Raw genomic sequence first — 18,306 nt, 5'->3', positions numbered from 1 at the left:
GACACCCGGTACGCACTCCGCAACGGGGCCGCACCCAACCAACATGTGCGTCTCACGGGGGACCTGAATCGTGACCCGCACATCTACATCCAGCGGCGAGGAGTGCGAATCCTGTTGCCGCTCAAACCTGAAATGATCACGACGGACACCGCCTACGGATGCCTAAGTGAGGGCACGACCCGCCTCGCAGGCGTCTGCCGGATCAAGCACCGGGTCACCGACGAGGGCGAACGTCGCCGAATGCCGGCGACCGACAAGGTGCAATATCTGGGCACACCTCTCGTCCTGGGGAGCACTGACATCTTCAGCGAGCACGCCGACCTCCGCGCGAGCCCCGTATTCGACGCCATCGACGTGGAAAACGAGGCGTCGCTCACTATCGGGCCGTGGCTGGGACCGTTCACAGTCGCCCCGCGCGACCCGAGCGAGTGATTCCGATGTGCGGCGCGTCAAGAGTTTCGTCGTCTGTGACCTCGTCGGGTAGTTCCGCCGTTTAGGTTGACTCCCAGCGCCAGGGAGAGGGGACGCGGCGATGACGACGTCGGTGCATGAAGTGTTCGAGGCCTTCCGGCGTGCCCCCAATAACTACGAACGCGGCGCGAAGTTCGAGCAGCTTATGGCTCAGTACCTACCGCTGGACTCGGTTTACGGCAGACTGTTCAAACAGGTCTGGTTGTGGAAAGACTGGCCTGGGCGCGCCGGCAAGATCGACACTGGCATCGACCTGGTCGCCGAAGAAGTCGACACCGGCGACTTATGGGCCATCCAATGCAAGTTCTACGAACCCGATCACGTACTGGGCAAGCCAGACGTCGACTCGTTCCTGTCCGCATCGGGTAAACATCCCTTCGCGCACCGGCTAATCATCTCCACGACCGACAAATGGGGCAAGAACGCCGAGGACGCCGTCGATGGACAGCAGATCCCGGTGCAACGCATCGGCCTGGCCGACATCGCAGAGGCTCCCATCGACTGGGCCTTCGCTGGTCCTGTTGACAGTCTCGAACTCGAGTTGGCGCCTGCCCCCAAACGTGACCCGTGGCCACACCAACGCGAGGCCATCGACAAGGTCATCGCCGGCTTCACCGAACACGACCGCGGCAAGCTGATCATGGCGTGCGGCACGGGCAAGACCTTCACCGCACTGAAGATTTGCGAACAGACCGTCGAGGATCTCGGCGGAACCGCCAAAGTTCTGTTCCTGGTGCCTTCGATCTCCCTGCTGTCGCAGACGTTGCGCGAATGGACCGCCCAGTGCCAGACCGATCTTCGATCCTTCGCCGTCTGCTCCGACACCAAGGTCTCGCGCGCCGCCGAAGACATCAACCCCTACGACGTACCACTACCGGCCACCACCGATCCCGTGAAGCTCGTCGCGCAGATGGAGCACCGCAAGCGCGCCAAGGGCCTCACGGTGGTGTTCAGCACCTATCAGTCCATCAACGTGATTAATGCCGCGCAGTCCGCCGGCCTCGAAGATTTTGACCTGGTCATCTGCGACGAAGCACACCGCACCACCGGCGTCACACTCGTCGACAGCGACGAATCCAACTTCGTCAGTGCACGACGCCGGCTTCCTGGCGGCCAGCAAGCGGCTCTACATGACAGCCACACCGCGGCTGTTCGCCGAAGAGACCAAGACCAAGGCTGCCGAGCACTCGGCAGTTCTCGCCTCCATGGACGACGACTCGCTCTACGGCCCCACCTTTCACCGCCTGGGCTTCGGCGAAGCCGTTGAACGGGGCCTGCTCACCGACTACAAGGTGCTGGTGCTCACCGTTGACGAGAAGTACATCGCCGGGCCGTTGCAGCAGCAGCTCGCGGACGTCAACAGCGAACTTAACCTGGATGACGCCACCAAGATCGTCGGCTGTTGGAACGGGCTCGCCAAGCGCACCGGCAAGGCGGCCGGAGGCGCCGACTTCGGCGCCGACGTTCGCCCCATGCAGCGCGCGGTGGCCTTCTTGCGCGACATCAAGTCCTCCAAGAAGCTGGCCGGCAAGTTCGCCACCGTCATCGACGCCTACGACCAGTCCGACGACCAGCTTCTGCGGTGCGATGTCGAGCATGTAGACGGCACCTATAACGCCCTGGAACGCAACCACCGGCTCCAGTGGCTCAAGGCACCGCTACCTGAGAATCAGTGTCGCATCCTGGCGAACGCCCGCTGCCTCTCCGAAGGGGTCGACGTCCCCAGCCTCGACGCGGTGCTCTTCCTCAACCCGCGCAGCTCCGTGGTCGACGTCGTGCAATCCGTCGGCCGCGTCATGCGCCGGGCGGAGGGCAAGCAGTACGGGTACATCATCCTGCCTGTGGGGGTACCCGCCGGCGTTGCACCGAGTCAAGCTCTCGCCGACAACCGCCGATTCAAGGTGGTCTGGCAGGTACTGCAGGCGCTTCGAGCCCACGACGACCGTTTTAACGCCACGGTCAACAAGCTGGAACTCAACAGGAAGGCTGCTGACTCCATCCTGGTTGGCCACGTCCCTAACGCCGCCGAGGACCTCACGGCCACAACCAACGATGAAGGTACGACCAGCCCTAGCCCTCCCGCGAATCCGCGCAGGTCGCTCAACAGCTCACGATGTTCACCCCCGACCAATGGCGCGACGCGGTCTACGCCAAGATCGTCGACAAGGTCGGCACCCGCACATACTGGGAAGATTGGGCCAAGGATGTCGCGGCCATCGCCATCGCCCAGCAGACCCGTATCAGGCGCTGCTCGGCGACGCCACCCCGATGTCGCCGCCGCGTTCGACAGTTCGTCGAGGCGCTGCGCGCCAACCTCAACGGCTCGATCAACCGCGACCAGGCCGTCGAAATGCTCTCCCAACACCTGATTACTAAGCCGGTTTTCGACGCCCTGTTCGAGGGCTACGACTTCGCCGGGCACAATCCTGTCTCCCGAGTGATGCAGACCATGGTGGCGACCCTGCACGATCAGGCCCTAGACACCGAAACCCAACGCCTGGAGGGCTTCTACGAATCCGTACGAATGCGCGCCGCCGGCATCGACAACGCCGAAGGCAAGCAGCGCATCATCGTCGAACTCTACGAGAAGTTCTTCCGAGTTGGGTTCCCGCGGACGGCCTCTGCCCTCGGAATCGTCTACACCCCCACCCAAATCGTGGACTTCATCCTGCGCGCCGCCAACGAAGCGCTGCACGCGGAATTCGGACTGACCCTCACCGAGCCCGATGTCCACATCCTCGACCCGTTCACCGGCACCGGCACCTTCATCGTGCGCCTCATCCAAAGCGGACTGATCCGGCCCGAAGACCTTGCCCGCAAGTACGCCAAGGAGCTGCACGCCAACGAGATCGTGCTACTGGCCTATTACATCGCCGCGATCAACATTGAAGCCGCTACCACGGTGCCGGCGGCGGCGAGTACCAGCCGTTCAACGGCATAGTGCTCACCGACACCTTCCAGATCACCGAAGCCGGCGACACCATGGACGCCGAGCTCTTTCCCCAGAACAACGACCGCATCATCGCCCAGCAGGCCTCGCCCATCCGCGTCATCGTCGGCAACCCGCCCTACAAGTCGGGGCAAGGCAGTGCCAACGACAACAACGCCAAGCAGCCCTACCCCACCCTCGATGCCGCCATTTCCACCACCTACGCCGCCCGGTCCACCGCCAAACTCAAGAGCAAGCTCTACGACTCGTACGTGCGCGCCATCCGATGGGCGACTGACCGCATCGGAGACACCGGAATCGTCGCCTACGTCACCAACTCCGGCTGGCTCACCGGCAACACCACTGACGGACTCCGCATTGCGATGCCCGAGGAATTCTCCGCCCTCTACATCTACGATCTCCGCGGAAACCAACGCCAAACCGACTGGCGCACAGAAGGTGGCAAGATCTTCGACGACGGATCGCAAACCGGCGCGGCCATCCTCATCGCCGTGAAGAATCCCGCGGCCACGGGCCCGTGCCGCATCCATTACCGCGACATCGGAGACGGCCTCTCTCGCGAAGATAAGCTCGCGATCGTCGCCACCAGCCAATTCACGACGATGGCGTGGAGTTGGTAACCCCAACGCCGAAGGCGACTGGATCGACCACCGAAACAGCGCCTACGCCGCCTACACACCCATCGCCGTCAGGCGCGGATCCGACGAGACCGCCATCTTCACCGACTACTCCGGCGGACTGAAGACCAACCGCGACGCCTGGGTGTACAACTTCTCCACCGCTCAGCTCGCCGACGACATCGCCACCACGATCGACTTCTACAACGACCAAGTCGACGCCTACCAGAACGCCGTCGCCACCAAGCCCGAACTGGCCGTCAAGGACGCCGTTACGTACGACGACGCTAAGATCAGCTGGTCCGACGGCCTGCTCCCGAGGGTGCAACGCGGACAACGACTCACCTATCAACCCACACATCAACGCACCGTGATGTACCGGCCGTTCTGCAAGATGCACGTCTACTTCGACGACCATCTCAACGACCGCCGCGGTCGACTCCACCACCTGTTCCCCACCGCAGACCTGCCCAACTACGGCTTCTTCGCCCCCAACCCCGGCAACCTAGCGCCACCGTTCCTAAGCTTGATGACCGACGTCATGCCCGACCTTGGCGCCGCCGGCATCAGCGCCGTCAACTTCTACCCACGCTGGACCTACCAACCCGCATCGCCGGCGACGGCCAACTCTCACTCGACTACGCATCGAGGACCGGCACCGGATACCGACGGGTCGACACCATCAACCCACACGTGCTGGCCACCTACCGCGCGGCCCTTGGCGACGACATCACCACCGACGACGTCTTCTATTACGTCTACGGGCTGCTGCACTCCCCCGGCTACCGCACCCGGTTCGCCGCCGACCTCAGAAAGATGCTCCCCAGAATCCCCACTGCCGCCACCCGTGACGACTTTGACGCATTCACCCACGCCGGCCGCACCCTCAGCGACCTGCACCGCGGCTACGAAACCGCCACACCCTATCCACTGGAAGAAAGCTGGACTGGCACACTTGACGGCAACGACCGAGAAGCGCTGCGCGTCAACAAGATGCGCTTCAAGTCCAAGACCGACCACAGCGCCCTGATCTACAACACCCACCTCAGCCTCACGGGCATCCCCGACGCTGCACACCGCTATCGACTCGGGGCGCGCTCAGCGCTCGAATGGATCATTGATCGCTACCAAGTCAAAACCGACAGCCGCGGCTCCGGAATCATCAACGACCCCAACACTTGGTGCGACGAACAACTTAACGCGCGGTACATCGTCGACCTGATAAAACGTGTCGTCACTGTCAGCGTCACCACGATGGAGATCGTTGACGGCCTTCCGTCGAACTGACCCTGCGCCGCGGCACGTCAGAGCCGCTCAGCGCGATGAAAACCCGCCTCCGACGACGGCCCGTCGACCGAACGGCACAAGCGCTCCCACACCGCAATCACCAGAAGTTCGGGTCCGTCACCTTCGGCGATACGGTCACGCGCATTCGTGTCTCATTCGAACTGGCGGTTTCCCGCGTCAGGCCGCCAGGTGGTCTGCGAAAGGACACTTCTTTTTTCTGAGGCCGGCGGGTCCCTATTCATCATGCGGTTGTCTCGATCATGCCGGCGTCCGAGTTCAATAACGTTGTTAGATTCCCGGTGAGGTTGTCCTCTTACGGCCGGGCGCAAGTTGAACGGAAGACTGCCGCCGCGAAAGCAGCCGATGACCGGTTTAGCGTCGATTCGCTTTGGAAGGATGGCTGATCGCCGCAGCTTGTCAGAGCACGGTCCTATCTTCGGTGTTGTCCGTCCAAGGACGAACACGGAGGGAAACTGATGTCGAGCCGTGCAGGTAGGAACCAACGCCGAGACCGGAGCGAAAGCGTCGTCAGGCGAGCGAGAGTGACAGGGCCGCGCGCGATGCGGCAGAAGCGGCCAGGTACGGCGTCAAGCCGGTGCCCAAGGTGCCGCCCGGTGCGCGCCCTCCGAGGCCGGATTTCTCGGAGATTGATTGGGACGCCTTGAGAGCCGACTACCCGAGGGCGCGCGGCCTGTTACGCGCGATGTGCATGGCGCTTATCGGCGATCGCGCTGCAAACGCAAAAAGGTTCTTGCCGTGGGGGTTACAGCCGAATCCGGTTCATCCCAAGAGCCGACTAGCGCAGGACAACTCAGCGGTCACGCTTGACGACGCGCCTGCTTTGGTAAGTCAAACGGCCCTTTATCCGACGATGAACGCGAGCGAGCACCTGACGGCGGCGGCCGAGGTGATCTCCTTTGCCCTCTTGCAGGGACAGATACGCACCTCCGCGACGGCGGCGCTGTGCCGGATCGCAATGGAGTCCTCGGCGAAGACGATTTGGCTTATCAGCGAGACAGACACCGAGGAACGTATTCGTAGTTGCTACGGGTTTCTCAAGGCCGAGCGCGGTCGTCAAGAGGAGTTTGAGCGCCTGGAGGCCGAGGCGCTGGATGCGCGTACGGATGAGCTATTCGAGGCCGACCGAGCCAAGTTCGAGGAACGCCGCGTACGCGTGGCCACGCGGCAGGCTCAGATCGATGCACTGCCCCCCGAATCGATCACCGGGCCGACCGGCGGGCCGCTGAAACTTGTCGCCAACGCGGAAAAGTGGATGGATGAACGCCTGCCTCGCCCGCCGGACCCTGACCTCGATAAGGTGCTTTATCCCCGCAGCGCTAGGAGTTTTTACTCGCTCGGCTCGGGATTTGTGCACGGCTTCAAGTGGCTGATGCCGTACGTGCTGGACGAAGGCGAGCTGGACGATACTCCGCTGTTGACAATAACCCTGGACGCGTTCAACAACGCGATCCGAATGACCGCGAGCGCGGTCGCTCTGTTCGAGGCGCAATCCATCGGGCCGCAGCGTGACCCGAGGCGATTTCGCAACTATCCCGATGGCCTAGAGGACATGGTGACCGATTTGGCCGCTGATTACCGTCTGCCTGCGGACGGCTAGACCTGCTCAACAGCACAACGACAGCCGCCTGTCTGCCCATTGGCGGTCACGAATTTGCTGGTCACAGCACCGAGAAAGGTAGCTGATCGGTCGACCGTCCTAGGGTGCGGCGTCCTGGAACAGTTCACCACTGATCGCATGGCCATCGCTCGCTTTCACGACGCGTACCTCGACGCCTTGACCTCCGAGGGCCGCCCACCGCGCGACGACTCGCTCTGAGGCCCCGGCGGTCATTCCGAATCGGGCTCAGGCGGTTCTGCCGCGGGGACCAACGTCCCGTCAGGACCGACTACGTAGCCGTCCGGTGGTGGCAGCGGAAGCGGCACAACCACTCCCCCGCGGTCGGCCGCGTACTTGGCTGCTTCTTCGGCCTCGTCGTCGGTGAAGACCCGGATCGCGGCGGGCTGGCCGGGGACCCGCACCAAGAGGGTGAAGTCGGAGACCCGTACGTCGGCCCGCTTGCGCGGGCTTTGCCGGGCTGGCAAGCCACCACCGTCGTCACTCATCGGTTCATTGTCGCGGCGGTGGCCGACAACCGGTCTCTAGCACTGGGCTCGGCGATGAGCCGACATCGCCACAAACGCACGAAATGCGCTCATTTATACGCCGAATTATGGTGTAAAATCGACGGCATGAGTAAGCGTGTGAGCTTGATCCTGGGCCCTTCGGACGAGGCCACGATCGGTCCTTACCTCGATCAACAGTCGCCGGCCTTCGAGGTGCTGCGCCATTGGGCCAACGAGCACGACGTTGCCGACGACATCAAGTCCGAAGCGGCTGCGCTGCGCGCACTGCTGCAGGCGGGGCCGAAGCCCTCAAGGAGCACGTTCTGGACGTCGGCTACGCGCAGCTGGCGACGGAGTTCAACACCGAACCCTCCAACGCCGAACGGCGTTCGGCGCGTGACCGGTACGCGCGCCGGACCGAGGGCCGTGGATGAGCCGTGCGCTGCGCAGTCAGGTGTACCGAGTGGATCTCGGTCACGGCGGCAAACCGTGGGTGATCATCAGCAACAACTCACGGAATAGGAACCTGGATACCGTTCTGGCGGCACGTATTACGACTACTAGCAAGCATGCTCACGTGCCCACGGTCATACCGTTGACCGCCGCGGACCCCTTGGTGGGGTTCGTCTTGGTCGACGACATCGTGCAGCTGTACCACGACGAGCTGACCGAATCTCTGGGCACCTTATCGCCGCCGACCATGGCTGAGATCAGCCGGGCGCTTCGGATCGCCCTTCCCTGAGGACGGTGATTGACGTGTTGAGAGGCAACAACTACAGCGGAGCGCGGTGGGCATTTCGCCCCCCGGCGTCGGGGACCGAGCCGCGCCCGGCATCGCCGGAAGACCCCCGCCCGCTGTGCTCGTCCTGCGGATGCGGGTACGTCGTTCGTCGTGGCTTGCGGAGATGCTTCACATTGCCCGGTGAGCCTCGTTGCAACCACGCAACGGCCGCGAGGTCGGAAGCGAAAACGTCGGCGTCGCAACTCGGTCGGGCGGTCACGCGACTCGGCGTCGCGTGTCTGGTGATCGGTGCGCTGACGTCCTGTTCGCCTTTGTCGCCGCCGGCCGGGCGGCGCCCGCTTCGGCCACCGCTACCGTGCTTCGCGCCGTGGACGGGGACACCATCGATGTCCGGGACGACACCCGCGGCCGCCTTCGGGTGCGGGTGCTGGGGATCGACTCGCCGGAAGTGCACCAGCCGGGCTGGTCAGTGGGATGTTGGGGCCCGGAGGCGGCGAAGTTCGCGGCGGACACGCTGACTGGCCAGCGGGTGGCGCTGGCCGCTGATCCTTCGCAGGACTCCCGCGACCGCTACGGAAGAACCTTGGCCTACGTCGAGATGGCGGACGGGCGCGACTTCTCCGTCACCGCGGCTGCAGCCGGGATGGCTCACTCCTACGTCTACGACGACAAGCCGGTGAGCCGCTATCCCGACATCGCGGCCGCTGAGGCGCAGGCGCGCAACGCACGCCGAGGACTGTGGGGTCCGCCCTGCGAGGGCAACACTGAATCGGCTCCGCTGTGAGCCGAATACTCCGGCACGACAACGGGATAGAAACAGCGACGAGAATGCGAGGTGGCCTCGATGGCCCTTAACCGCCCCTACACGTTCGAACTGGCCGCGATAGCCCTCAACGAGCCGGGCCAACACGATGAGATCAAAGCCCTGTCCGAGCGCAACGGCGTGGACGGTGAGCACTTGGAGCGAGCCATCGCGATACTCAGGAACACCAGCGCCGCAGGGGAATCGGTGCCCGACTTCGTGCGGCGCGAGCACTTTCTGGACGGCTGGCTGCACGGGTATCTGTCCGTGGACGACTCCCCCACTGATTCCTCGTTGACCGTCTGGAAGCTGGGGCAGCTCGCCGAAGCCTTCTACCGGTCCTAGCCGGCCGTGGACCTGATCGACGATCTGCACAATCCGGAATGGTGGCGTGATCCGGCGCTGCTGAGCACGCGCCTGGGCGATCTCGTTCCCAACTTCGACACCATCGGCTCATTCACCATTCCGTACACGCGGTTGCCTCGGCGGCTGGGGAGCTATGCCGAGGAGTTTCCGCGCTGGGCTGACGTTGCCGACCAAACCCCCGAGTCGTTGATGCTGCGACCCAAGTTGGGAGAGGCGGCCGTCCGGGCGCTCATCGAGGCAGCAGAGCACGCCGTCCGGGTACGCCGTGACACGATCGCCGCCGGCCGGGTCGGCGCCGACGCCGCGGTGGCCCGCCTCGTCGGGGAACTCGACGACTCCGACCGGAAAATTCTCGCTGGCCAGGTGTGGGCGGCAGATCCGGTCCCTCAGCGCGTCCTGGCCGAGCGCCTCGGCGTGAACCCGGTCTCGGTCAGCCGCAACCTGCCACGGGCCCGAGCACGGTTCGCCGAACTGCTCAGCGACCCGGCCCACCACGAGGTCGGCGAGCACGCCGAACGCATTCGACAGCGCCTGGGCCCGTACGTCCCCGTGGACGTCGCCGAATTGGAACTGCTCCGTCTGAACGTAGATCCCACCAGCCAGACCGCCGCGGTGCTGCTAGACATCGCCGGCCCTTACGTCAGCCGCGGCGGGTGGATGGACGCTGGTGGGTCTCACGCACAAGTGCTGGCCGCGGTGGAGGCGGTGTTCGACGGCCAGGGCGCACCCACCACCGACGCCTTGCTCGACGCGCTGACGAGCCGGGGGCTGTCGACCGGAGTGGCGTTGACTTTCTTGGAAACCAAGCTGACGCTTCGCCGGTTCGGCGACGCGTGGGTGCGGTGGGCGGGTGATACCACCCTCCATATGGTCGAAGCCGCGCTTCATCTGCTGGGCGCCCCGGCCACCGCCGAGGCCCTTCACGCCGTGATCGAACGGTGCGATTCCAGCGGCGTCAGCGTGGATCGGATCAAGGCCGTCCTCTCACAGAAGGAGCGGTTCATACGCACCAGCCGAACCACGTGGGGACTACGACGGTGGGGCGTCGTTGAGTACGTCAACATCGCCCATGCGATCGGCGAATGCATCGACGCGTCCGGCGGAAAAGCCGCCGTGGCAACAGTGTTCAATGACCTCCGGGCGCGGTATCCCGATATCAGCGAGTCCTCGATCCGCACCTACCTCGGCACTCTGGCGTTCGTCCAGGGGAAGGGTGTGGTTCGGCGGCGCACCAAGGCCGACGCGTGGCCGGCATTGCCGCCGCTCAACACCATCCGCGGCGTCTTCCGCAACGGGCCCGACGAGATTCGCGTCGCGCACCTGGTCACCGCGGAGGTCCTGCGCGGATCGGGCCAGGTTCTCCACAGTGCGGTCGCCGATGCGGTCGGCGTCCGCCCCGGCGAACAACGGACGTTCACCAGTTCGCAGGGCCCGGTCACGGTGTACTGGAAGCTGGCGTCGACCGGCGGTGCCGCCATCGGCTCCCTACGCGCTCACGCTCAGGCCACCGGGGCCACGGCGGGTGACACGCTGGTTCTGGTGTTCAAGCTCGACGACTCGAAGCTAGAGGCCGCCCGGATAGGCGCCGACGAGTCCGCCGCAGTCCAGTTACCCAAGCTGGTCGGACATCCGGTGCGCGCGCCGTCAGCAGCCCTTACGACGGCGTTGTCGTGTCCACCCCAGGACGTCGGGGCGGTATTGCGCGCCCGCGGCGACAATGCGCTGGCAGACCTTCTCGACGCGCCGTGAGCCGACGCCGAGGACGGCTGGCTACGCGGACTGCTCATCGTCAGGGCTGACGTCGCCGGCGGGAAGCCACAACGTGGCGGTGGTGCGTGAGCGCCGGTTCGCGCTGAACAGCTCCACCTCGACGACGGCGATCCAGCTCCCGTCACTGCGTCTCAGCCAGGCGATGAGGTGACCGGGCATGCGCGGCTCGACCAGTAGGCCCTCACTACGGACGAACAGCGGTACCTCGTCCATCCGTGCACCGCTCGGCGGCAGGGGGCGGGCCGTGTTCACCCAGACTGGCCGCGACACCGCGAACAGCGTCGGATACTGCGAGGAGAGCTGCCAGTTATCGAACACATGTGCGATTATGCGCTTTCTTGGCGCGATAGTGGGCGCACCTGGTGGCGAGGGTGCGAGCTGTGCCTTTATCGTCGTTGTCGTGGGGTTCTGGCAACAGCAGGTCAACGACTTGATGACGGGCATCGGCGGGTTGGGCGGTTTCAACCCGCCGTTGGACTCGCCGACGCCGGACCCCACATTGCCGCCATATCCGGCCCCGACGTACCAGCCTCAGATCCCCGGCCCTGATGGTGTTGCTCCGCAGGTGCCGCAGTACCCGCCTTACATCCCCGAGCAGCAGATGCCCACGTCGTCGGGAATGCCGCGCTCCACTCTCGACGGTATTCACGACGACGGCGGCGTAATCCTCAAGAAGCCGGGTGAACTCGGACCGCCGCAGTACCCGATGGGCCCGCGCTACACCGAGTCCCCGGATGGGTCCGGGGTGTGGGTGCCTGATCACCGCCCGTTGCCGCCAGGATCGGTCCGGCCGGCAGGCTGGGACGGCAAGGGCGCCGATCAGGCCGAGGCCGCTGATGCCAAGCTGCGCAAGACCCACGACGCGCTCAACGAAGCCGACCAGGGGTTGGCGCAGCACATCATCGACGCGCACACCGCCGATGCGCAGACCAAGACGCAGCTGCAGCGCATCCAACAGGAGATTCAGCAGGGCGTCGCCGCCATGCAACCGTCCCTGGGCACCGCCGCCGGTCGCGAGCAGCTCGCGGAGTTCCTAGACCGCAAGGCATCTGAGGCCAAGCAGGTCGCGAGCAACGCGCAGGAGAAATCGGCACGACTTGTGTCGGGCTTTCAGACCGTCGGTCAGCAGTTCGAGGCCTCGTCTGATCCGTACTGGGACTGGCTGCATGACTTCCGCGACGGCAGTGAGGCCATCGAGCCGATCGATCCCGGCGGCGCCGCGGCGGGTCCGGGCGCGGGCCCGCGATCCCGCCGAGCATCCTCTAGGCGCTTTGGCGGCTCGCCCTCGCCCGTTAGCCGGCGGCCCACGCGTCGTATCCGGTCCGCAGCCGTGCTGGGTCGCGGCGTTTGAGTGCCAGCTTCAACCGGATCAAGGGTCCGGTGACGTCGCGGTCGTCGGCGGTTTGAACGGTGAAGCACACAGCCAGCGGGTCACCCGGCTCGCGGAGGTATGCCCGAAATGCCCACCGCGACGGATAGGCCCGGCGCAGCGCCTCCCCCAGATACCAGCCGGCGCCTTCGGCGAAATCGGCGTTGGCCGGGTCCAGTAGGGCCTCGACGGTCGGTGTCACGCGGAACACCAGATCGGCAAGGGCATCGATGGTGTCGGCCGTGAAATCCCAACCGTCGCCGTAGGTCTGGGCCCATCGGGGGAAGGCGTGGCGGCGCTGTTCGAGCCATGCGTCGAGTTCGGGTGAGCGGGGAAGCCGGGGGAACCCCGCGGTCAGGACCGGTGCGGACGGCTCGGTCCATGCCGGGTGGCCGGCGGCGTGCGTGCTGGCCGCGCGTTGCCACCGTTCGTATTCCGCGGCAATGGTTTCCGGCCGCCCATTACCTAGTTCGGCCAGGAGCAGGTGCAGCGGTGAGGCGGGCGCGACGTCGAGCGCCGGGTCGGCGTCGACCACCGGCACTCCGGCCACGTCAACGTCGTCGAACACCCACCGGTGACTCGACAGGCGCCCGAGCAGCCCGGCGTCGGTGAGCGGCGGATGGCCGCGCGTGGCGAATCCGGGGGCGTCGTCCCAGCCCCATTGGCCACGACCGACCCGCAGGAGGCACTCCCCCACGTACGCGACCAGTCCCTCGACGAAGGGCTGCTCGTCGGTGTCGAGCGCTTCGGCGGGATCGGCGAAGCGCTCGCGGGCGGCGGCCACCACTGCGCGTAGGGAGGGCAGCGAGTAGTCCAGGTCGAGGCGGGCGGGCAGATCGAAGTGAGCCATGGCATCGATGACCATCCCCGACCGGTTCACCCATTCGTCGAGGGGTGCGGTCACGCGGAACTCCTCTCCGTCAGTGCCTTTCAGCCTGGGACGCTAGACCAGACGTGGCGGCCGAGTTTCCGCCCCATAGTGCCCATATGGGCAATTAGTGCCGATATGTCCGCTAGTGGCCAAGTCCGCGGTCGTCCTCGTCGCGGCTGCGATCCTGGTTGCGGGGCGTGATCTCGCGCTGGTGGTGTTCGAGCGCCATGCGTTCGCGGATGCGCACGGCGCGGCGCACCGCGTCGGCGTTGGGATAGCCGAGTTCTTCGACCAGCGCCGGGGTGGGGTTCAGGGTGAGACTCCAGCCGGGTTCGCGTCCGCGCATCTTCATCCGCTGGTTGGCGGCTTCGGCGCGGGCCTTCGCCTCGGGGGTCTCGGCGGCCATCCGCAGCTCCAACGTGAGCGCGGACAACTCCGCTTGCTTGGCCTCCAGCTCGCTACGCTGCTCGAAAGGCGCTGGCGGATGAGCCAGCAGGTCATCGAGTTCGGCACGCTGGCGTTCTTGTTCGCGCTGCAGGCGCACGTGGTGCTCAGGCAGTCCGGTGTAGAGATTCTCCACGCGGCGCAACAGACCGAGCTGTTTTGGTCCGGAGACGTCGAGCCCGAGCGATGACCCGGCGGCCAACAGCTCGGCACCGTCATTTCGGCGCTGCGCGAGGGGACGTTCAGCCGCAGCAGCAACATGTCGTGGGTGAGGTCACGGGCGCCCAGGACCTCGACCCCGTTGATGGCGGCGCCGATTGGTTCAAAGCGCGAGGCGCCGCGGTCCTTGCCGGCCAGTAGGCGCGACGGCACGCCGTCGTGAGGGCGGCCGCGGCATCGGTGCGCTCGGCGAAGGTGCTGCCGCCGACGACGACGCGGTGCGGTGCGTCCCCGCGCTCGGCGGCGGCCTGCGCTACGGGGGCGAGGGCGTCGATGTCGGTCTGCTTGTTCGGAATGGCGCGTTCGAGAACGGTGACCTGCCAGTCGCGGCTGCGTACGGACTGCTGGTGCGCCCGGTCCAGCGCGGTGAGGCGGCGTACGGTGTCGTCGAGTTCGACCTGGCGCAGGTAGCGGGGGTCACCGGTGGCGATGGCCTTCGCTTCGGCCGCGGCCGCGCCGATGTCTCCCCCACCGAGATCCTCGATCTCGGAGTCGAGCACTTCCTTTCGCCGCATCTGTTGGATGAACAGGTCTTTCGCCTGCACTTTCTGCCACATCACGGTGTCGTAGCTGGACTCGGTGACGTACAGGAACATGTCGATCTCGTCGTTCTGGTTGCCCTGGCGCACGATGCGCCCTTCGCGCTGCTCCAGGTCAGCGGGACGCCACGGAACGTCGACGTGGTGCAGGGCGGCCAGGCGGGACTGCACGTTGGTGCCGGTGCCCATCTTCTCGGTACTGCCGATAAGCACCGACACCTCGCCGCGATTGCATTGCGCGAAGAGGGCTTTGAGCTGTGCGGGATTGCGCGCCTCGTGAACGAATCGGATGGCCTCTGGCGGCATACCTCGAGCGACGAGTTCGTCCTTGATGGCTTGGTAGACGGTGAACTGGCGCGGATCTTTCGACGGGGTGCCCCGGTCGCAGAACATCAGCTGCAGCGGACCGCGTGCGGGAAGGAGTTCGCCGGTGTCGCGGTCACGGTACTGACGATCGCCCAGCCGCCGCTGCACCTCCGTGGCGCGTTCGGCTACTTCGGCGGCCCTGCTGTGCTCGGGGGCACCGAGGTGGGCCATTCTTGGGTCCAGGGAGGCGTTACGGCCGTCATTGCTGATCTTGAGGATGTTGTCGCGCTGTGGTTTTCGGGCGTCGAGATGCTCTGCGCGCCAGCCCAGATCGCCAATGAAGTCGACGACCTCGACATCGGGTTTGAGGCTGACGATCTGACGCGCCCCAGTGCGCAGTTCGGGCAGTTTGACCGGTACTTGGTCGCGGGTGACGACATCGGTGTAGGCGTTCGTCAACGCCAGCAGCTCAGGCAGGTTGGTGAACTTGGCGACGCGTGTCACCGGGCGCAGTTTGGTGCCGGTCGCGTTGACCTCGACGCTGGTGTGCGTGGCGGTGAACGCCGCCCCCCAGTCCCCTAGATCGGCCACACCGGCCTCTCGCAGCAGGTCGGGCCGGAGGTAGGCCTGCATGACGAAAAGCTCGCCGAGGGAGTTGGCGATCGGGGTTCCGGTCGCGAAGGTGGCCACCCGCTCGACGACGGCGTGCTCGGGGACACCGCGGGCCCGCGCCTCGTCGCGGCGCCGCTCACGCAGTACGTCGAGTTTGAGACTGAGGTCCTCGGCGCGCTGCGCGGCGGTCGCGCATGACAGCTCCTCGATGTTGCACACGCGCTGCTTGTTCTTGTACATGTGCGCTTCGTCGATCATCAGGTAATCGCACCCCGATTCCTCGAAACGCAGTCCGATGTCCTTGGTTTCGGCGGCCATCAGCTTTTCCAGGCGCGCCTGGGCTGCCTTGATGGCCCGCATGATGGCCTTTTGGCTGCGTTCGACTGTGGAGTCCTGCAGCTGTGCGCGCAGCTCGTCGAGCTGCTTCTCGGCGTAGGCGGTGCGCACGTCGTTGGAGACGTTGATCGCGGTGAACGCCGACTGCGGCACGATCACCATGTCCCACTCGCTGGCCGCGCTCTGGGCGATGAACCGCCGCCGGCCTTCGGCGGTGGTGGCGGAGGACCCCAGCAGGACGTTGGCGGCGGGGTACCACTGCTTGGCCTCACGCCCGACCTGTTCGATGATGTGGTTGGGCACCACGATCCAGGGCTGGCGGACCAGGCCGAGGCGGCGAAGCTCCATCGCCGAAATCAAAGTGTGCCAGTCTTGCCCGCGCCAACTACGTGGTCAAGGAGGGTGGAGGGCTCGTTGATGATGCGGGCGACGGCGTTGCGCTGGTAAAAGTGCGGCGTGAAGTGATCGGAGAGCCCCGGTAGCCGCAGATGGCTCCCGTCGTACACGGGGCGCGCAGGAGTTGAACCGGCGGTTGTACTCGGTGACGAGGGTGTCGCGGCGCTCGTCGTCAGACCACAGCCAGCGGCTGAATTCCTCGGTGATTTTGGCGCACTTGGCCTGTGCGGCGAACGTCGCTTGTGCGTCGACCTCGCCCTCTTCGGTGGTGATGACGACGGCCTTGGAGTTGCAGACCGCTTCGAGCAGGCTTATCGCGTCGAAGTTGCGCTTGTCCAACCCCCATTCGTCGGTCATGAGGCGGCCGTGGCGTCTGTAGCCGGGGACGTCGACCGTCCAGCGGCCGCCGATGTGCTCGGCGGTGACACCGGTGACCCCGAAGGTCTTCTCGGCGAAGGAGGCGATGACGGGCGCCGGAATCCAGGGTGCGCCGGGGCGCACTTTGATGTCCTCGGCTTCGCGTCGCTCGGGCTGCACCTCGCGCAACGCGGCGACGTAGGGCTCGTAGACCGGGTTGGTGTCAGCGGCTTCGATCGCGGCGGCGAGCTTGGAGCGCACGTTGCCCGAGAGCGCGGTGGTGGCCGGGACCAGCTCGTCGGGATCGTCGAGGCTGGGGTAGACCAGTCCGTCGATCAGAGCGCGGGTGTCCTCTTCGCCCACGCCGAGTAGCTCGCCGATCAAGTCGACGTCGACGCGCCGGGTCCGGTCCAGGCTCATCGCGAGCGCTTCTTCGGGAGTGTCGGCGGTGGTGCGCTCGACGTCTGCGGTGAGCACGTCGCGGGTGAAGATCGGTGCCTTGGTGGCGGTTCCGGTCTCCTCGTCGAAGTCCTCCAGTGAGGACACGACCGCCCAGCCAGGGTCGTAGCGCATGCCGCCTTCGAGGTGACGGAACTTCTTGAACGGCTCCGGGGGCTCCCAGGCTTCGGCCTCCCACTGGTCGACGAGTTCGGTGGGCACGGGACCGTCGTAGGGTCGGCCAGTGGTTCCCTCCTGCTCGCGCCAGGTCGTTTCGAGCTTGGCGATGCGCTTGTCGTGCAGGGTTTGGGTGGCGTTGCGCTGCACCCACTCGAAGCGGTTGACCGGTCCGCGCTTGCGGACGTAGTTGTCGTAGAGGGTGTTCAGGTGCGCGCGCAGTTGGTCGCGGTCGTGCTCGGGCTCACCGTCGCGTTGGGCGGCGATGAGGGCGGTGGCGACGTCGCGCAGCGCGATGAGTTCCTTTGTCTCCTCGACCAGCGTCCTGGGTGTCTTGTTGGGCTCCCACCCGTGGCCGGCCCAGACGTCGATGCTGCGGGTGGCCGCGTTGTAGCGCAGCGTGTAGAGCGGGGGGTCGTCGACCTGGGTGTCCTGGGTGCGCAGGCCGGGCGTGAAGTTCTCGGTGATGCGCTCTGACAGGTCGGTGCTGCGGGCGGTGAGGCCCATGCCGCGCGCGACCGCCGCGGTCATCATCGGCTGGAGGTGATCGCGGATCTGGTCGGCCAGGGCGTGGCCGGTGGCGCCGGCGACGACGAGCTGTGCTGAGCCGTGCACACCGTGGCCCAGCTCGGTGTCCCCCAGGACGCGATGCGGGTTGTTGAGGAAGTAGGCGTTGACGGGGAGTTGTTCCTCGTCGCCGGTGCGCGGGTCGACCAGCTCGGCGTCCTCGGTGTCGATCCAGTCCAGGGTGTCGAGATCGACATGGGCGCCGTCCTCTCGACGACGGAAGATCAGCAGGTCGGTGACGACGTCCGTGCCGGCGACCCGGCTGAACGCCTGCGACGGAAGCCGCAGTGCACCGATGAGGTCGGCGCGTTGTGCGATGTTCTGGCGTGCAGTGCTCTTTACCGAGTCCATGGTGTAGCGGCTGGTGAGCACGGCGACGTAGCCGCCGGGGCGACCAGGACAGTGACTTGACGATGAAGTGGTTGTGGATGCTGTGGCGGCGCGGATTGTGCACCGGGTCGGTGAGGGCGTACTTGCCGAACGGAACGTTGCCGACCGCCGCGGTAAAGCTGCCCTCCGGGATGCGGGTGGTCTCGAATCCTTCGT

General features: G+C 65.7%; 13 protein-coding genes and 1 pseudogene. 8 read left to right on the top strand and 6 right to left on the bottom strand.

Annotated elements, in window-relative coordinates; all coding sequences use genetic code 11:
• The 3 genes and pseudogenes from G6N60_RS28100 to G6N60_RS28820 all read left to right on the top strand — a co-directional run.
• The coding region (locus G6N60_RS28100; protein WP_220100386.1) for a hypothetical protein at window positions 1–432 on the top strand (432 nt) is incomplete at its 5' end.
• A 100-nt stretch (window positions 433–532) separates the two neighbouring features.
• A pseudogene (locus G6N60_RS28095) lies at window positions 533–5,325 on the top strand (DEAD/DEAH box helicase).
• 595 nt (window positions 5,326–5,920) lie between these two features.
• The gene (locus tag G6N60_RS28820) at window positions 5,921–6,943 is read left to right on the top strand and encodes a hypothetical protein (protein ID WP_246241441.1); all 1,023 of its coding nucleotides are present in this window, start codon (window positions 5,921–5,923) and stop codon (window positions 6,941–6,943) included.
• Window positions 6,944–7,173: 230 nt separating this feature from the next.
• Here the strand turns inward: G6N60_RS28820 and G6N60_RS28085 are convergent, their stop codons facing one another.
• Window positions 7,174–7,449, bottom strand: coding sequence for a hypothetical protein (locus tag G6N60_RS28085; protein ID WP_163744654.1), 276 nt, complete (start codon window positions 7,447–7,449; stop codon window positions 7,174–7,176).
• Window positions 7,450–7,879: 430 nt separating this feature from the next.
• On the opposite strand from G6N60_RS28085, the gene G6N60_RS28080 reads away from it, so the two are divergent.
• From G6N60_RS28080 to G6N60_RS28065, 4 genes are all read left to right on the top strand, one after another.
• Window positions 7,880–8,191 (top strand): type II toxin-antitoxin system PemK/MazF family toxin, encoded by a 312-nt coding sequence (locus G6N60_RS28080; protein ID WP_163744940.1) that lies wholly within the window; start codon window positions 7,880–7,882, stop codon window positions 8,189–8,191.
• Between the two features lie 367 nt (window positions 8,192–8,558).
• A complete protein-coding gene (locus G6N60_RS28075; RefSeq protein WP_170312610.1) occupies window positions 8,559–8,975 on the top strand; it encodes a thermonuclease family protein in 417 nt (138 codons plus the stop codon).
• 60 nt (window positions 8,976–9,035) lie between these two features.
• A complete protein-coding gene (locus tag G6N60_RS28070) occupies window positions 9,036–9,338 on the top strand; it encodes a hypothetical protein (protein ID WP_163744648.1) in 303 nt (100 codons plus the stop codon).
• Window positions 9,339–9,344: 6 nt separating this feature from the next.
• Window positions 9,345–11,108 carry a hypothetical protein gene (locus tag G6N60_RS28065; RefSeq protein WP_163744646.1) on the top strand — a complete coding sequence of 588 codons (1,764 nt, stop codon included), beginning with the start codon at window positions 9,345–9,347 and terminating at the stop codon, window positions 11,106–11,108.
• 21 nt (window positions 11,109–11,129) lie between these two features.
• Here G6N60_RS28065 and G6N60_RS28060 read toward each other — a convergent pair whose 3' ends face one another.
• Window positions 11,130–11,342 carry a hypothetical protein gene (locus G6N60_RS28060; protein WP_246241439.1) on the bottom strand — a complete coding sequence of 71 codons (213 nt, stop codon included), beginning with the start codon at window positions 11,340–11,342 and terminating at the stop codon, window positions 11,130–11,132.
• Window positions 11,343–11,373: 31 nt separating this feature from the next.
• On the opposite strand from G6N60_RS28060, the gene G6N60_RS28055 reads away from it, so the two are divergent.
• Window positions 11,374–12,480 carry a DUF4226 domain-containing protein gene (locus G6N60_RS28055; RefSeq protein ID WP_246241437.1) on the top strand — a complete coding sequence of 369 codons (1,107 nt, stop codon included), beginning with the start codon at window positions 11,374–11,376 and terminating at the stop codon, window positions 12,478–12,480.
• Here the strand turns inward: G6N60_RS28055 and G6N60_RS28050 are convergent.
• From G6N60_RS28050 to G6N60_RS28805, 4 genes are all read right to left on the bottom strand, one after another.
• A complete protein-coding gene (locus tag G6N60_RS28050; protein WP_163744642.1) occupies window positions 12,422–13,402 on the bottom strand; it encodes a hypothetical protein in 981 nt (326 codons plus the stop codon). The genes G6N60_RS28055 and G6N60_RS28050 overlap by 59 nt on opposite strands.
• 109 nt (window positions 13,403–13,511) lie before the next feature.
• Complete coding sequence (locus G6N60_RS28815; protein ID WP_246241435.1) at window positions 13,512–14,015, bottom strand: hypothetical protein; 504 nt, start codon at window positions 14,013–14,015, stop codon at window positions 13,512–13,514.
• Window positions 14,016–14,055: 40 nt separating this feature from the next.
• Complete coding sequence (locus G6N60_RS28810; RefSeq protein WP_246241433.1) at window positions 14,056–16,173, bottom strand: helicase C-terminal domain-containing protein; 2,118 nt, start codon at window positions 16,171–16,173, stop codon at window positions 14,056–14,058.
• Between the two features lie 45 nt (window positions 16,174–16,218).
• The gene (locus G6N60_RS28805; RefSeq protein ID WP_246241431.1) at window positions 16,219–18,111 is read right to left on the bottom strand and encodes a DUF8437 domain-containing protein; all 1,893 of its coding nucleotides are present in this window, start codon (window positions 18,109–18,111) and stop codon (window positions 16,219–16,221) included.
• Window positions 18,112–18,306: the final 195 nt, after the last annotated feature.

Source organism: Mycolicibacterium madagascariense, assembly GCF_010729665.1.
In the GTDB taxonomy this organism is placed as follows: Bacteria; Actinomycetota; Actinomycetes; order Mycobacteriales; family Mycobacteriaceae; genus Mycobacterium; species Mycobacterium madagascariense.
The sequence above is the reverse complement of the archived record's forward strand: the minus strand, read 5'-3'. Positions and strand labels throughout refer to the sequence as shown.

What these genes read in the sequence shown, in the direction of transcription:
- G6N60_RS28085 (WP_163744654.1), bottom strand. Translation starts at nt 7,449, where the DNA reads ATGAGTGACGACGGTGGTGGCTTGCCAGCCCGGCAAAGCCCGCGCAAG.
- G6N60_RS28080 (WP_163744940.1), top strand. Translation starts at nt 7,880, where the DNA reads ATGAGCCGTGCGCTGCGCAGTCAGGTGTACCGAGTGGATCTCGGTCAC.
- G6N60_RS28810 (WP_246241433.1), bottom strand. Translation starts at nt 16,173, where the DNA reads ATGGAGCTTCGCCGCCTCGGCCTGGTCCGCCAGCCCTGGATCGTGGTG.
- G6N60_RS28805 (WP_246241431.1), bottom strand. Translation starts at nt 18,111, where the DNA reads ATGGACTCGGTAAAGAGCACTGCACGCCAGAACATCGCACAACGCGCC.
- G6N60_RS28070 (WP_163744648.1), top strand. Translation starts at nt 9,036, where the DNA reads ATGGCCCTTAACCGCCCCTACACGTTCGAACTGGCCGCGATAGCCCTC.
- G6N60_RS28060 (WP_246241439.1), bottom strand. Translation starts at nt 11,342, where the DNA reads ATGGACGAGGTACCGCTGTTCGTCCGTAGTGAGGGCCTACTGGTCGAG.